Below are 16,316 nucleotides of genomic sequence, written 5' to 3' on the forward strand. Positions count from 1 at the left end.
TTTTTGTTTTTAGTGTTATCTTATTAAAGGAGAAGCGTTATCTTACGTAGAAATAAATATATGAGGTGATTAAGGTGGGTAGGACTAAAGGCAAAAATGGCGCCACAAAAGCTAAAAAGGATGAGAAGACAGTAAACCCAGATATAGTAGGAATAGTGTATATTGCAACAGGAATAATACTTGGGATAGCAATATACACTTCTTTAGCTGGGATATTATCATTCCTGGCACAAAAGGGATCCTATGTAACAATTGGAATAGGTGCAAATGCGTTACCTATTTATCTAATATATTTTGGATTTCAATATATAAAGACAAGAGGAAAGATAGAATTAAATAAGAATTTTTTTGGGATGACAATTTTAGTAGTTGTTATCATGTTAACTTTCGGAATTATAAATATTCAAAGTTTGGAAAATCAAAGCGATTTTTTTGGTAATCTTAAACTTATAATTAGTGATAATACTAAAACTATGCATGGTGGAATTATAGCATATCTTATATGTTATCCACTTTATAAAATTATAGGTGTAGTTGGGACTTATATTTTACTTCTTGCATTTTCAATAATAGCGCTTATTTTGATTTTTGATATTACTTTATATGATTTAGGATTAAAGGCATATAATAAAGGAGAAAAGATAAGAAATAATAGAAATAAAAAGATAAGGGAAAAAAATGAACAACGGGTTCGTGAAAATTTCATCAATATAGTAGAAAAGGATGAAAGTGAAGATAGAAATCAAAAAGAAAAGGATGCATTTCTATCTGGAGTTGATAAGAAGATAAAGATTTTAGACTTTATGAAGAATGCAAGTGAAGATGATGATGTATCACCAGATTTGCAGTCAGAAATTTCATCAGATATTCAAATAGATAGCTTCTTAGAGAAAAGTACACAAAATCATACACGTAAGAAAGAAAATTTGGAGAATGATGTTAAGGATGTTGTGAATAAAGAAATACAGGAACATATTTTAGAACAAAAAGAATTAAAAGAATATAAACATCCAAGCTTAGAATTATTGAAGTTAAATGCTAATACAAAGCTCAATAATACAGATAAAAAAGAATTAATAGAAAATGCAAATAAACTTGAAGAGATCTTATCTAACTTTGGAGTTGATGCGAAAGTAACTCAAGTAACTAAAGGTCCATCGGTTACAAGATTTGAACTTCAGCCTAGCCCAGGAGTTAAGGTAAGTAAAATAGTAAATTTAGCGGATGATATAGCTTTAGGGCTTGCCGCTTCAGGTATAAGAATAGAAGCCCCTATTCCGGGGAAGGCTGCAGTTGGTATCGAAGTTCCAAATGGAAAGCAAACTCCAGTATTTTTAAGAGAAGTATTGGAAAATGATGAATTTATTAATTCTAAGAAAAAATTAGCATTCGCTCTAGGGAAAGATATTTCAGGAAAGTGCGTTGTAGGAGATTTAAGTAAGATGCCTCATACATTAATTGCAGGGGCCACTGGGTCTGGTAAAAGTGTATGTATAAACTCTCTTATAATAAGTTTGTTATATAAGTATAACCCTGATGAAGTTAAACTTCTTATGGTTGATCCTAAGGTTGTTGAATTGAATGTTTATAATGGAATACCACATCTTCTGATTCCAGTTGTTACGGATCCTAAAAAGGCGGCAGCAGCTTTAAATTGGGCAGTAAATGAAATGACAAACAGATATAAGCTTTTTGCTGATTCTGGAGTTAGAAATATGGAATCTTATAATGAGTTATTTAATAAAGGTATTATAGAACAAAAGCTCCCATACATTGTAATTATTGTTGATGAGCTTGCAGATCTTATGATGGTGTGTCCAAATGATGTAGAAGATTATATCGGAAGATTAGCTCAAATGGCAAGAGCAGCTGGTATGCATTTGGTTATAGCAACTCAAAGACCATCAGTAGATGTAATAACAGGAGTAATTAAGGCAAATATTCCTTCTAGAATATCTTTTGCAGTTTCATCTCAGATTGATTCAAGAACAATACTGGATGGATCAGGTGCAGAAAAACTTCTTGGTAAAGGAGATATGTTATATTACCCTGTTGGGGAAAGTAAACCTCTTAGAGTTCAAGGGTGTTTCATATCAGAGGAAGAAGTAGAACAAGTTATTTCGTTTATTAAGAGTGAACAAGGTGATACTAATTACGAAGAAGATATAATAGATCATATTAATAATGCGTCAGATTCAAAATCTACGGAGTCAGGTGAAAGCAGTGATGATGTAGATGAGTTGCTTAGCGAAGTAATCAATGTTGTAGTAGAATATGGTCAAGCGTCAACCTCATTTATTCAAAGAAAATTTAGAATAGGTTTTAATAGAGCTTCTAGAATTATGGATCAATTAGAGGAAAGAGGTATTATATCTGAAAAAGATGGAAGTAGACCGAGACAAGTGCTTATTACAAGACAACAACTTCTAGATGAGAACACACAAGATGAGAATAATTAGACGATTTTTCAATATAGACATTTAATTAATAATTTTAAACTATTTATGAAGTAAAATTTAACATTGTGTTAATTTTTTAGATTCATACTATTTAAGATATAATTGTAAATGATTTTTATGTAATAATGGTAGTAATATTATAATAATAGAAACTTGTAAAGTATAGTTTTAATTTGTTATAATAAAGACTATTAAAACACAGGAGGATGTAAGGACTTGAGTGAAATTAAAATAGAGATGGAAAATAATAATCAAAAATATAAAGATGACGGTGTGTCAACAAAATATAAAGTTGGTATGGTAAGTTTAGGATGTGATAAAAATAGAGTTGACTCAGAGATAATATTAGGCAAGATGAGCAACGAGTATGAAATAACTAGCAATCCTAAGAATGCAGATATAATCATTGTAAACACATGTGGTTTTATAGAAAGTGCAAAACAAGAATCTATTGATACTATTTTAGAGATGGCTAACTATAAAGTAAATTATAAATGTAAATTGCTTATAGCTACAGGATGCTTGACCCAAAGATATGGAGAAGAGCTAGGAAAGTTAATACCAGAGATAGATATGATGATGGGTGTTAATGATTATAATCAAATCAATGAAATAATAACTGATTTTATAGATGGAAATAAAAGGGCACTAGAACTTTTAAATTATTCTGATGAAAACATTAATGAAGGAAAAAGAATTATTACAACACAAAAAGAAAGCGCATATATTAGAATTGCAGAAGGTTGTAACAATTTTTGCACATATTGTATAATTCCTAAAATAAGGGGAAAATTTAGAAGTAGGAAGATGGAAAATATTATAAATGAAGCAAGAGACTTGAGTGAAAGTGGAGTTAAAGAAATCATACTTATAGCTCAAGATACCACTTTATATGGTAGTGATATCTATGGAAAGAAAAGCCTTCATATATTAGTAAATGAATTATCTAAAATTGAAGGGATAAAGTGGATTAGGATTCTTTATTGTTATCCAGAGGAAATATATGATGAACTTATAGATGAAATTGCGAGCAATGATAAAGTTGTAAAATACTTAGATATACCTATACAACACATAAGTGATAAAATTTTAAAGCTTATGGGAAGAAAGACTAGCAAACAAGATATAATAAATAAAATAAAAATGTTAAGAGAAAAAGTTTCAGGAATCATCATAAGAACAACTTTTATAGTTGGATTTCCTAATGAAACAGAAGAAGAATTCAATGAAATCATAGACTTTCTTAAAGAATATAAACTTGATAAAGTAGGGGTATTCACTTATTCACAAGAAGAAGATACCCCGGCAGCACAAATGGTTGGTCAAGTAGAAGAAGAAATCAAGGAAAAAAGAGAAGAAAAATTAATGTTATTACAAAAAAATATTACAGAAGAAATAAATAAATTGAAAATTGGGAAATTATATGATATTCTTGTTGAAGGATATAATGGAAAGTATTACTATGGAAGAAATTATGAAATGGCTCCTGATATTGATGCAAATGTATTATTTGAATTTTCAGGAAATATAGTAAATGGCAAATTTGTAAAGGTAAAAATAGTAGAGAATATGGATTATGATTTAGTGGGAGTTGTTGTTGATGAATCTTGCAAATAAGTTAACCTTAATTAGAATATTTTTGGTTCCTGTATTTTTAGTATTTATAGCAGTTAAAGATATACCATATGGAAGTTTTATTGCTACATTTATATTTATTTTAGCTTCATTAACGGATAAGTTAGATGGGTATATTGCTAGATCTAGAAATCAAATAACTAACTTTGGAAAATTTATGGATCCTTTAGCAGATAAATTATTAGTTACTGCGGCGTTAATTTCTTTAGTTGAATTACAGGTAGTACCAGGATGGGCAGCTGTGGTTATAATTGCACGAGAATTTGCTGTTTCAGGCTTAAGATCAATAGCTGCAACACAAGGAAGAGTTATAGCAGCTAGCTGGTGGGGAAAAATTAAAACGGTTATACAAATTATAGCAATAATTTTATTACTATTAAAAGTAAATATTCATGATGCAAGGCTGTTAAAAATTTTTGTAATAGACAATTATTATTTGAAAGGATTTTTTAAATTCGCTCCAATGATAATGCTTATGATTGCGGTTATAGTAACCCTGCTTTCAGGTTATGATTACTTTAAGAAAAATAAGGAAGCAGTCTCTATTGATAAATAAAAAATTAAATATATTATAGAAATATAAATTTTCTATATATATTATGTTTAAGAATAAGAAAAAGTGGATATAAATTAAATGGTTCCTTCTTTAGTTGGTAAAGAAGGAACTTTTCTTCAGGCACATTCAAAGAAATAATATACCAGTATGGTTGTCAATTTTACATCTTTGGCACTATTATTTTCGTTCATATGCCTTGAATTAAATATTGACTATAGTTTAGAATTAATTTATAATAAATACAGAACATAAGTTCGATAGAAGGGAGAAAGTTAGTATTATGGGAAATATAAATTCAGAAAAATTAAAAGCAATTGAAAGTGCTATGAGTCATATAGAAAAACAATTTGGTAAGGGGGCAGTAATGAAATTAGGTGACCACAATATTTCTAATATGGATGCTATATCAACTGGATGTTTAGATTTAGATATAGCACTTGGAATTGGCGGGGTACCAAAAGGAAGAATTATTGAAATTTATGGACCAGAAAGTTCAGGAAAAACTACAATTGCACTTCATATAGCTGCAGAATCACAAAAAAAAGGAGGAGCTGTAGGGTATATAGACGCAGAGCATGCGTTAGATCCTAGTTATGCTCAAAAACTTGGCGTTGACGTAGATAGTTTAATAATTTCTCAACCAGACACAGGAGAGCAAGGGCTTGAAATCGCAGAAGCATTAGTACGTTCAGGTGCTATTGATGTTTTGGTAGTAGACTCTGTTGCTGCTTTAGTACCTAAAGCAGAAATTGAAGGAGAAATGGGAGATTCTCATATCGGTCTTCAAGCTAGACTTATGTCACAAGCTTTAAGAAAACTTGCAGGAACAATTAATAAAACTAATTGTGTTGCGATATTTATTAACCAATTAAGAGAAAAAGTTGGAGTTATGTTTGGTTCTCCAGAAACAACAACAGGAGGAAGAGCATTAAAGTTCTATGCCTCAGTAAGACTTGATATTAGAAGAATAGATTCTATAAAACAAGGTGATGCTATCATTGGTAACAGAACAAGAATTAAGGTGACAAAGAATAAAGTTGCACCTCCATTTAGGCAAGCTGAATTTGATATTATGTATAATGAGGGAATTTCAAGAAATGGTAACATAATAGATGTTGGTGTTAAGGAAGAAATAGTTCAAAAAAGTGGTGCTTGGTTCTCTTATGGCGATGTAAGATTAGGTCAAGGAAGAGAAAATGCTAAGATTTATTTAAAAGAAAATCCAGAAATAGCATTAGATATAGAAAATCAAATTAGAGAAAAGCATAATCTTCCTGCAGCAGAATTAGCTAAGACAGCTGTGATAAATAACACAACTAATGCAGAGGCTAAGGTTAAAGAAGACAGTGCAGAAGATAATAAAGAATAAATTTAACTATAAAGGTAAAAATGATGAATAAATAATATTTTATTCCATAAAATTAGATATAATTAAAATATAGCTACATATATATGATTACTCATATAATGTAGCTATATTTAAAATTCCTTGATATTTCATAGTACAAAACAGAATATAACCATTATATGAGCAAACTTGACATAATTTTGTTTTTAATATAGAATAAAAAGGAATACTGGTTTATCATATTCCGAATGCAGTGAGAAGAATATGACACCGACTACACTTTCTTGTTAATAATAATATAATGAGAAAATGATAAATTAGGAGGTGTTTATGTGGAAATAGCATTTATGATATTAATAGATATAATAGTTTTATTAGTATTAGGAATAGTGGTTTATAAAACGATTCAAAACATATCAAAAACAAAAATTGAATCGCTTGAAAAAGAAGCAGAAGAAATTCTAGCAAGAGCTAAAAAGGATGCAGAAGCAACTAAAAAAGAGGCAATCCTTGAGGCAAAAGAAGAACTTCATAAATTGAGAAATGATTTTGATAAGGAATCTCGTGAAAGACGAAATGAGATTCAAAGGCTTGAAAGAAGAGTAATTCAAAGGGAAGAAGCTCTAGATAAGAAGAGTGAACTTCTTGAAAAGAAAGACGAAACAATCAATCAAAGAATGCTTGAAGTAGATCAAGTAGAAGCAAAGGTACAGAAGCTTTATGAAGAAAGAAGAGCAGAACTTGAAAGAGTAGCAGCCCTTTCTGGTGAAGACGCACGTGAGATACTTTTAGATGAAGTAAGAAAAGAGATTACTCACGATGCTGCTTTAATGATAAAAGATATTGAAAGTAAGGCAAAAGAAGAGGCAGATAAGAGATCAAGGGAGATAATAACGACTGCGATCCAAAGATGTGCTGCCGATCATGTGTCTGAATCAACTGTACACGTTGTTGCACTACCGAATGATGAGATGAAAGGTAGAATAATAGGTAGAGAAGGAAGAAACATTAGAACCTTAGAAACATTAACAGGAGTTGATTTAATAATAGATGATACTCCGGAAGCAGTCATTCTTTCTAGCTTTGATCCAATAAGGCGAGAAGTTGCAAGAATGGCACTAGAAAAGTTAATAGTGGATGGCAGAATACATCCAGCAAGAATCGAAGAGATGGTTGAAAGAGCTAATAAGGACGTAGAAAATAGTATAAAAGAAGAAGGAGAGCAAGCAGCTCTTGAAACTAGTGTACATGGACTACATCCAGAGATTATAAGACTTCTTGGTAGATTAAAGTATAGAACTAGTTATGGTCAAAATGTTTTAAAACATTCCATAGAAGTTTCATACTTAGCTGGCTTAATGGCTTCAGAGCTAGGTTTAGATGTTACTTTAGCTAAAAGAGCTGGATTGTTACATGATATCGGGAAAGCTGTTGATCAAGAGCAAGAGGGGCCTCATGCTTTAATTGGTGGAGATCTAGCTAAAAAGTATCACGAATCACCATTAGTAATTAATGCAATAGCAGCGCATCATTCAGATGTTGAAATGCTATCTTTAGAAGCGGTACTAGTTCAAGCAGCAGATGCAATATCGGCAGCTAGACCAGGTGCTAGAAGAGAAACATTAGAAGCATACATTAAGAGATTGGAAAAGTTAGAGGAAATTGCAAATTCACATGAAGGTGTAGAAAAGTCATATGCCATTCAAGCTGGTAGAGAGATTAGAATTATGGTTAAACCAGATAAAGTAGATGATGCTGGAATAATTGAATTGGCACGTAATTTAGTTAAGAGTGTCGAGGAAGAACTTGAATATCCAGGACAAATTAAAATTAATGTGATTAGAGAAACTAGAGCAATAGATTTTGCTAAGTAAATCAATGAAGTATATTTTGTTATATAATAAAATATACTTCATTTTATTATATAACAAAATATATTTGAGCAACTAATATAAAAAAATGAAAAAAATTTTTAAAATTTAGTAAGAATAAAAAGGAATTTAAAGAAATTTATAGAATATAATTAATGTAAACGATTTGTATAATAAATTCTAGGAGGAATAACAAAAATGGAAGTATTAAAAGTATCAACAAAATCAAATCCTAATTCTGTGGCAGGTGCATTGGCGGCTATAATAAAAGAAAAGAATATTGCTGAAATTCAAGCAGTTGGAGCAGGTGCAATTAATCAAGCGGTCAAGGCAATTGCTATTGCAAGAGGGTTTGTGGCACCTAGCGGAAAAGATATTGTATGCGTACCAGCGTTTACTGATATACAAATTGATGGAGAAGAAAGAACTGCAATAAAGTTAATAGTACAACCTAGATAATAAATTATTTCTAAATTAATATGCTATGAAGTGATTTTTAAGTTGAAATTATCTATAAAAACGATTATACTATAATAGTTAAATGCTATATTTATTAATTATTTTGTAAAGAGGTGTATATAATGATAGCAAAAGAGGTTTCAGTAAAAAATTCATCTGGTCTTCATGCTAGACCAGCAACATTATTAGTTAAGAAAGCTTCATCATTTAAATCAGACGTTAGCATAGAATATAACGGTAAGAAAGCAAATGTAAAAAGCTTAATCGGAGTTTTATCTTTAGCAGTTACTAAAGATGCTCTAATCAAAGTTGTAGCTTCAGGTGATGACGAAGCTTTAGCTGTTGAAGAAATTGTTAAATTAGTTGAAACTTTAGAAGACTAATTATGCAAAATAGGGTTCCATATTTTTAATATGGAACCTTTTTTCTATGGAAAATTATTCGAATAATAATGTAGTTAATAATAGTTAAAGCTAAACAAGTGAGTTTATCTATTGAAATATTAAATAGTAAAGGTTTAATTATCGTCAGTAAGTAAGTTACACCTAAAAAATAAGGTAACTATATTTAATGCTGCTAAGAAAATAATAATATAGCTGATTCTTACGATAATTGAATTATGAAGGAAGATCATATTCACAAAATTCAGGTTAAATAGGCCGATAGTTCCCCAATTTAGAGAACCGAGAAAGACTAGTAGAAAAGAGAGCTTGTCAAATAGATTTAGTTTACACACAATACCCACTCCTATCTTAAATATTATTTTATTATAATTATATGAATTTAAGAGACAATAATAACAAAAAGTTAAATTAATTTTATATAAATTTATTACATGATGATTAAAAATTAAAAATTAAATAGTCAAATATGAAAAAAGTATGATATAATACGAATGTTGAAAGAAAAAGCATAAAATATATTCGTGTGGAGGTTTTTGAATGAGAAATTTATATAGCACACCTTTAAATTCGAGATACGCATCAAAAGAAATGAGTTTTATTTTTTCTGATGATATGAAGTTTACAACATGGAGAAAATTATGGGTAGCTCTTGCAGAAGGTGAAAGAGAGTTAGGGTTAAATATAACTGAAGAACAAATTAAAGAATTAAAAGAACATATTAATGACATAAATTATGAAGAAGCTGCAAAGAAGGAAAAAGAAGTCAGACATGATGTAATGAGTCATGTTTATGCATATGGTCTTCAATGTCCAGCTGCTAAAGGAATAATCCATTTAGGGGCTACGTCTTGTTATGTAGGAGATAATACAGATGTCATAATAATGAGAGATGGACTAAATCTAATAAAGAATAAAATAGTTACAGTTTTAAATCATTTGAAAAATTTTGCATTAGAGTATAAAGATATGCCAACACTAGGATTTACACATTTTCAACCAGCTCAATTGACTACTGTAGGAAAAAGAGCAACATTATGGATGCAAGATTTAGTAATGGATATAGAAAATATAGATTTCTTGATATCAACTTTAAAACTTAGAGGTGTAAAAGGAACTACTGGTACTCAAGCAAGTTTTATGGAACTTTTTGATGGGGATGAAAGTAAAGTTAAAGCATTAGATAAAATAGTAGCAGAAAAAATGGGGTTTGAGAAAAGCTATGGAGTTACAGGTCAAACTTACCCAAGAAAGCTTGACTCTATAGTTTTAAATACATTATCAGAAATTGCTCAAAGTGCTTATAAATTTAGTAATGACTTGAGATTACTTCAAAATATGAAGGAAATGGAAGAACCATTTGAGAAAAATCAAATAGGATCATCAGCTATGGCGTATAAGAGAAATCCTATGAGAAGTGAAAGAATAAGTGCATTAGCTAGATATGTTATAGTAGATGCATTAAACCCAGCGATAACAGCAGGGACTCAATGGTTTGAAAGAACTCTAGATGATTCAGCTAATAAGAGATTATCAGTTGCAGAAGGATTCCTAGCATTAGATGGAGTTTTAAATTTATACATAAATATCGCTGAAAATATGGTAGTATATGATAAAGTAATAGCTTCTCATGTACAAAGAGAGTTACCATTCATGGCTACTGAAAATATAATGATGGAAGCTGTAAAAAGGGGTAAAGATAGACAAGAGCTACACGAACAGATTAGAGTTCATTCTATGGCTGCAGCCCAAAGAGTAAAAGGTGAAGGATTAGATAATGATCTAATTGATAGAATAATAAGTGATGAATCATTTGGTCTATCCAAGGAAGAAATTCTAGCGGTTATTGATCCAACTAAATTTGTTGGAAGAGCACCAAGCCAAGTTGTTGAATTTATCGATGAATACGTAGATCCAATCATTAAGAATAATGAAGAAGCATTAAAGATTAAAAGTGAAATTACAGTGTAGTATAGATATCCAATATAAAAGTTAGATTTATACTATAACCAACCGAAAGAGAAGGTACTCTGTTTCTCGGTTGCTAGAAAAAAGTAACTGTGGGGAAGTGAAACTCGACTCACTCTGTTCGCTGAGTAAGTTCGAGTAACCAAATATAAAATTTGGACTCTCACTTACCAGCAAAAGTTGCACCAGTCCTGCTTGTTCCTTAGGCAAGCTAATGACAAGCAAGACTGGAACAACTTTTACTGAAGAAATACCTACAGTTATTTTTTTCAATGCAACACTACGAAAAAGAGTACCTTCTCTTTCTGGTATGGAATATATTTCGAATTATAAATCAAGTTTAAGAGCTGGATATCTATAAATCAAATAAGACTTTAATCTTATACTTTGAAAAATATCTCAACTAGAAATAAGTAACATACTTTTGTGGAATGTTTAATTGGGAATTTTTATGGATGTGATTCTTAGGCCATAAGTTGTTCCAAATGTGCTAGTTCAAAAAGTGAGAATCGAAATTTTATATTTCGTTCTTCGAACTTTCTCTGTGAGCACTTGTTTTTGAGACTAGCACTTTGGGCACAACTTATAGCCTTAGAATCACCCATCAAAATTCCCTATAAACTGGAACAAAAGTATGTTACTTATTTCGGTGAGTCATATCCATAAGTCTAAGCTATAGTTTGTTTATATATATCAACTTAATTTTAATGCTCTAAGTTTTGGATACTTATGGGGATAAATTTCGCTAAGGGGATAGTTTAGCTTGTTGTAACTATGACAACAATAAAGACAGTCATTATTTTGCAATTTATAAGTAATAAATCCATTGTGAAAATATCTACCTATTGAGGGGGTATAAAATTGAATTAAGCATCCCCTATCCAGATAACTATCATCAGGGAGTTTAATACCTAACTTTTGTGAAGTTAAATATGAGTAAAGATCCTCAACTCGGATCCAAGGGTTAGTATAAGGTTTCCATATACTATTTTCCTTAAATCCACCTGCATACAGAATTTGTGACATAAAATTTGTGCAGTCGCCACCTATCCCATCGAAAGATTTATATATAGGATTTGGTTTTAATGCATAAGTTTCTGCATAGGCACATGCTTTTTCAATGTCAAAAATGGAATTATTTCGGTGCATATATTTTTGGTTAGGTTGTATAACAGTACTAACAAAGGATTCGTATAATGAATCCATTTTAGAATTCTTATCAAAATATATACTCTGAGTTTTAGTAAAAATAGAATTATCGATTAGTGATATGGAAGTACTCAAAATATAATTATATAGAATAGGATTTTCTTCATTCTCGATAAGAAGATGTATTTTATACTTATTGTGTAGATTTTCTAGAATTATAATATATTCATGAACACAAGCAGAATTTATAAGAGCATTAGAATCTTTTATTGTAAAAAAAATTTTTAAATTTAGCTTAACTTTTATAAGGTTAGAATATTCTTCTACTAAGTCATAAGAATAATCAAAGTGGAAATTTTCAAAAGATGAATTTAATTTTTTTCTCCATCTAAAATCAAATAGTTTCTTTAAATATATTTCTTCTTGTAAATAGCTATTTAAAGCAACGACGTTATTGGAAAGTGATTCTAAATTATTATAGGGTGTTGAGAGTAACAAACACAAAGAATATAAATTTTTAGATAACATATATAATCCCAATTTTAAATTATTATATAAATATATTTATGAAAGAAATAATGCTTATATATCAAAATACGTGTATAAAATAGGAAATTTGAATGGGACAAGGTAAAACAAAAAAAGTCATAAAAATTAATGAGTAGATATATTTCTAATTAATATGTTATAATATAATACGAATGAATTTTTCAGAATATATGTGATATTTTTTTTGAAAAAATATTATCAAAAAATATTATATTTTAAATCAGTAATATGAATTTGGTTAATATACTTGCAAATTATATTTATTGTAGGATAAAATCAAATTTGTCAAAGATTTTTTATAAAGGAGCTATAAAAAGAAATGCAAGAATTATCTAACGTAATAGCTAGCAAGTATGAAGAAATAATTGAAAAAATCAAGAGTTTTTCAGGTGAATATTTAAATGAGGAATATAAAAATATTTGTGTCATAGCTACAGAAACATTATTCCAAGATTGTGAGGAACAACTCAAAAAAGGAAAGAGCTTTTCATGGGCAGCTGGAATAGTGCACGCTATAGGAACAATAAATAACTTGTTTGATTCAAAAGAAGAACCATATATTAAAGCTACTGATTTATATAAGGCGTTTGGCGTTAGTAGTAGTACAGGCTCTAGCAAATCAAAGGAAGTAAAAAATCTATTGGGTTTATCAAATGAAAGTAAACAGTGGATAATAGGTAAAAGTACAGATATAATAAGTAATAGTATGTTAGAGGCTGAGAGAGAAGCAGCAGCAACAGCAAGTAATTTAGCTCAGAAAGATGAAAGCACTGAAAACGAAAAAAAGGAACCTTTTAAATTTGCTGTTCACAAAAGTTTTATAATGTCACAAAGGATTATAGATTTTGCTTGGAAACAAAAGAATTACAAAAATAGATCAAAATATGCAAAAGAAGCATTAGACGTATATGAAGATTGTGCTGATGCATATATTATTTTATCAAAAGATTCTAGTTTAAATGATACTCAAAGGAAAGAGCTTTTAGAGAAAGCGGTTAAAGCGGCACAAAATCTGCTAAGAATAAATAATCTAGAAGATGCTCAACCTGAACTTTTTAAACTAAAAATTGCTGAACCACTTTTTGGTGCTAAATATAATTTAGCTACTCATTTATGGAAAATCGGAGAAAAAGAATCAGCAATAGATCAAGCTTTTGATATTTTAAAATATAATGAGCAAGATAATTTAATGGTTAGAAGTTTATTAGTTAATTGGCTATTGATTGAAAAAAGGTATGCACAATTGAAGGAACTACTAGAAAAATATGATAAGGATAATCTAGCGGCTTTACACTATAGTAAAGTAGTATTACTATATAAAACAAACGAAATTAAAGCGGCAGAAAATGCATTAAGAAGAGCGTATAAGAGAAACCCTCATGTTATACCATACATACTAAAACAAAAAAGAGTTCCAAGTTCGCTGCCACACAGTATTAGATTTGGTAGTGAAGAAGAAGCTATAAGATATGCTGACATAGGACTAGCAGTTTGGGATGATTCTAATATGATTCAATGGGTTAAAGAAAAGAAAAATGATTTTGATATGATAAATTTTAACTAGTACTTTACATTGGGATGGCAATGTGGTACCATAAAGTAGAAAATTTAATAAAAAGTCTTCAGGGTTGGGTGAATTTCCCTACCGGCGGTACAGCCCGCGAGCTTTAATTAGCAGATTCGGTTAAATTCCGAAGCCGACAGTAAAGTCTGGATGAAAGAAGATAGTGATAAGATAAATTATATTTAAAATTAAAATTTTAGATGTTATTATTTATTTGAGAATATATGCCCTGAATTTGCAGTAAATTCAGGGCTTTTTATATTAAACAAGGTAAATTGAGAATAATTAATAAAAATTAAAACATTCTTGTATTTATTATTTATTTAATAATAAAAGATTCTTACTAATGAAATTTTAATTATAAATAAAATATATATTATGATTATTCCAAAAACTCTGAAGATTTGAACTTCAGAGTTTTTTTATTGTGTATAAAAATAATTAATAATTAAAAGATATAGATATATTATTAATTTTTATAAAAAGCTAAAATGCACTTAGCATGAATATATGGAAAAGGGAGATGAGAATTCTTGGACGTTAGTTATATGGAGAGAGCCTTAGAATTAGCTAAAATGGGTATAGGAATGGTAAATCCTAATCCTTTAGTTGGAGCAGTTATTGTTAAAGACGGAGAGATAATAGGAGAGGGATATCATGAACGTTATGGGGAGGCTCATGCTGAAAGAAATGCGGTTAAAAATGCAACAAGATCTGTAGAAGGAAGTACAATTTACGTCACTCTAGAACCGTGTGCTCATTATGGAAAAACACCGCCATGTGTTGATTTAATCATTGAAAAAAAATTTAAGAAAGTTGTAATTGGAATGTTAGATCCTAATGAATTAGTAGCAGGAAAAAGTATAGAAAAATTACAACAGCATGGTATTGAAGTGCTAGTTGGGGTTAAAGAAGAAGAATGCAGAAAAATGAATGAAATCTTTATTAAGTATATTACATCTAAAACTCCATTTGTAATTTTAAAAAGTGGGATGTCTATTGATGGAAAAATAGCAACCTATAGTGGAGAATCTAAATGGATTACATCAGAAGAATCAAGAATGGATTCACAGAATTTAAGAAATAGGGTTCACTCAATCATGGTAGGTGTAAATACAGTTATAGCTGATGATCCAGAGCTTACGTGCAGAATTAATAATGAGAAAATCCTAAAAAGAATTATTGTAGACACAACCCTTAGAATACCATTAGATTCAAAAGTAATTAAAAATGAAGATAAAAATACAATCATTGTGACTACTCGTCTTGCAGACATAAGTAAAAAACAAATGTTGATAGATTTAGGAATTCAAATCATAGAAGTCCAAGAGAAAAATAACAAAGTTGATCTAAAGGAACTTGTTAAGGAGCTAGGTAAAGAAAAAATAGATTCTATACTTATTGAAGGTGGTGGTACGTTAAACTTTTCAGCGTTAGAAGAAGGTGTTGTAGATAAAATTATTTTTTATATAGCGCCTAAAATATTAGGTGGAGAAACTAGTAAGAGCAGCATAGCTGGAAAAGGTTTTTCTAAAATAAATGAAGCAGTTAAATTGGTGAATACTACTTATAGAAAAATTGGAGAAGATTTAGTTATAGAAGGTTATATAGAAAAAAATAACTAAAAATAAGGAGGAAAGAATGTTTACTGGAATTATCGAAGAAGTTGGAGTGTTACAGGAGTTTAATATAGGTAATGGTTTCGGAGTTATGGTAATCAAGTGTAATGATATTTTGGATGATACAAAAATTGGTGATAGTATTGCTACAAATGGAGTCTGTTTAACAGTTAAAGAGAAAACATCTTATTCATTCAAAGCTGAAGTGATGGGGGAAACTTTAGCTAAGAGCAATTTAGGCAGTTTAAAAGTCGGGGATAAATTAAATCTTGAAAGAGCCTTAAGACTTAGTGATAGGCTTGGTGGACACATTGTAAGCGGGCATATAGATGGTGTTGGTAAGATTGTTTCAGTAAAAGAAGAAAGCGATGGAACTTGGTTTACCATATCTGCACCTAAAGATGTTTTAAAATACATCATATATAAGGGCTCAATTGGAATAGATGGAATAAGTTTAACTGTAGCATATGTTGATGATGAAGTGTTTAAAGTTTCAGTTATACCTCATACTTTGGATAACACTATTCTTCCACATAAAAAAGTTAATTCAGTTGTGAATTTAGAATGTGATTTGGTGGGAAAATATATAGAAAAATTAGTTGGGGGAAGAAATGCAAGTAAAGAAACAGATACAAGTACTATTACTATGGATTTTTTAAAGAATAATGGCTTTTAGTTTATGTAATAAAAAATTATTAATAACAACTTTGAATTAAAGTTAAGTATAGAGTAATAAAT

The 16,316-nt window shown here is 29.8% G+C and carries 14 protein-coding genes and 1 riboswitch; of the genes, 12 read left to right on the forward strand and 2 right to left on the reverse strand.

The features are described from left to right. Nucleotides 1-74 precede the first annotated feature (74 nt). From D2A34_RS08160 to D2A34_RS08190, 7 genes are all read left to right on the forward strand, one after another. The gene (locus D2A34_RS08160) at nt 75-2,459 is read left to right on the forward strand and encodes an FtsK/SpoIIIE family DNA translocase (protein ID WP_119366279.1); all 2,385 of its coding nucleotides are present in this window, start codon (nt 75-77) and stop codon (nt 2,457-2,459) included. Between the two features lie 237 nt (nt 2,460-2,696). Continuing rightward, complete coding sequence (gene rimO, locus D2A34_RS08165) at nt 2,697-4,076, forward strand: 30S ribosomal protein S12 methylthiotransferase RimO (protein WP_182629359.1); 1,380 nt, start codon at nt 2,697-2,699, stop codon at nt 4,074-4,076. After that, nucleotides 4,060-4,650 (forward strand): CDP-diacylglycerol--glycerol-3-phosphate 3-phosphatidyltransferase, encoded by a 591-nt coding sequence (gene pgsA / locus D2A34_RS08170; protein WP_119366281.1) that lies wholly within the window; start codon nt 4,060-4,062, stop codon nt 4,648-4,650. The genes rimO and pgsA overlap by 17 nt, the downstream gene beginning before the upstream one ends. 280 nt (nt 4,651-4,930) lie before the next feature. Then, nucleotides 4,931-6,019, forward strand: coding sequence for a recombinase RecA (gene recA, locus D2A34_RS08175; protein WP_079438257.1), 1,089 nt, complete (start codon nt 4,931-4,933; stop codon nt 6,017-6,019). Nucleotides 6,020-6,330: 311 nt separating this feature from the next. Further along, nucleotides 6,331-7,872, forward strand: coding sequence for a ribonuclease Y (gene rny / locus D2A34_RS08180; protein WP_079438256.1), 1,542 nt, complete (start codon nt 6,331-6,333; stop codon nt 7,870-7,872). Between the two features lie 195 nt (nt 7,873-8,067). Further along, a complete protein-coding gene (locus tag D2A34_RS08185) occupies nt 8,068-8,328 on the forward strand; it encodes a stage V sporulation protein S (RefSeq protein WP_009169189.1) in 261 nt (86 codons plus the stop codon). A gap of 122 nt (nt 8,329-8,450) precedes the next feature. Beyond that, nucleotides 8,451-8,711 (forward strand): HPr family phosphocarrier protein, encoded by a 261-nt coding sequence (locus tag D2A34_RS08190; RefSeq protein WP_079438255.1) that lies wholly within the window; start codon nt 8,451-8,453, stop codon nt 8,709-8,711. A 134-nt stretch (nt 8,712-8,845) separates the two neighbouring features. Here D2A34_RS08190 and D2A34_RS08195 read toward each other — a convergent pair whose 3' ends face one another. Continuing rightward, a complete protein-coding gene (locus D2A34_RS08195; RefSeq protein WP_312291956.1) occupies nt 8,846-9,073 on the reverse strand; it encodes a DUF378 domain-containing protein in 228 nt (75 codons plus the stop codon). 196 nt (nt 9,074-9,269) lie between these two features. Here D2A34_RS08195 and purB point away from each other — a divergent pair, with 196 nt between their 5' ends. Continuing rightward, nucleotides 9,270-10,700 (forward strand): adenylosuccinate lyase, encoded by a 1,431-nt coding sequence (gene purB / locus D2A34_RS08200; protein WP_079438253.1) that lies wholly within the window; start codon nt 9,270-9,272, stop codon nt 10,698-10,700. 211 nt (nt 10,701-10,911) lie between these two features. Next, entirely contained in the window at nt 10,912-11,058 is a 147-nt protein-coding gene (locus tag D2A34_RS26610; RefSeq protein ID WP_182629322.1) for a hypothetical protein, read from the forward strand. A gap of 332 nt (nt 11,059-11,390) precedes the next feature. On the opposite strand, the gene D2A34_RS08205 is transcribed toward D2A34_RS26610, so the two are convergent. Next, nucleotides 11,391-12,374, reverse strand: coding sequence for an amidase domain-containing protein (locus D2A34_RS08205; RefSeq protein WP_119366282.1), 984 nt, complete (start codon nt 12,372-12,374; stop codon nt 11,391-11,393). A 340-nt stretch (nt 12,375-12,714) separates the two neighbouring features. On the opposite strand from D2A34_RS08205, the gene D2A34_RS08210 reads away from it, so the two are divergent. From D2A34_RS08210 to D2A34_RS08220, 3 genes are all read left to right on the forward strand, one after another. Continuing rightward, nucleotides 12,715-13,959, forward strand: a complete 1,245-nt coding sequence (locus D2A34_RS08210; protein ID WP_119366283.1) for a DUF6398 domain-containing protein — start codon at nt 12,715-12,717, stop codon at nt 13,957-13,959. A 50-nt stretch (nt 13,960-14,009) separates the two neighbouring features. Beyond that, a riboswitch (FMN riboswitch) is annotated at nt 14,010-14,125 on the forward strand. 367 nt (nt 14,126-14,492) lie between these two features. After that, on the forward strand, nt 14,493-15,584 hold the full coding sequence (gene ribD, locus D2A34_RS08215; protein WP_079441998.1) for a bifunctional diaminohydroxyphosphoribosylaminopyrimidine deaminase/5-amino-6-(5-phosphoribosylamino)uracil reductase RibD: 1,092 nt from the start codon (nt 14,493-14,495) through the stop codon (nt 15,582-15,584). A 16-nt stretch (nt 15,585-15,600) separates the two neighbouring features. Then, on the forward strand, nt 15,601-16,254 hold the full coding sequence (locus D2A34_RS08220) for a riboflavin synthase (RefSeq protein WP_119366284.1): 654 nt from the start codon (nt 15,601-15,603) through the stop codon (nt 16,252-16,254). The last annotated feature ends 62 nt before the right edge of the window (nt 16,255-16,316 follow it).

The sequence above is a fragment of the Clostridium chromiireducens genome, from assembly GCF_003575225.1.
In the GTDB taxonomy this organism is placed as follows: Bacteria; Bacillota; Clostridia; order Clostridiales; family Clostridiaceae; genus Clostridium; species Clostridium chromiireducens.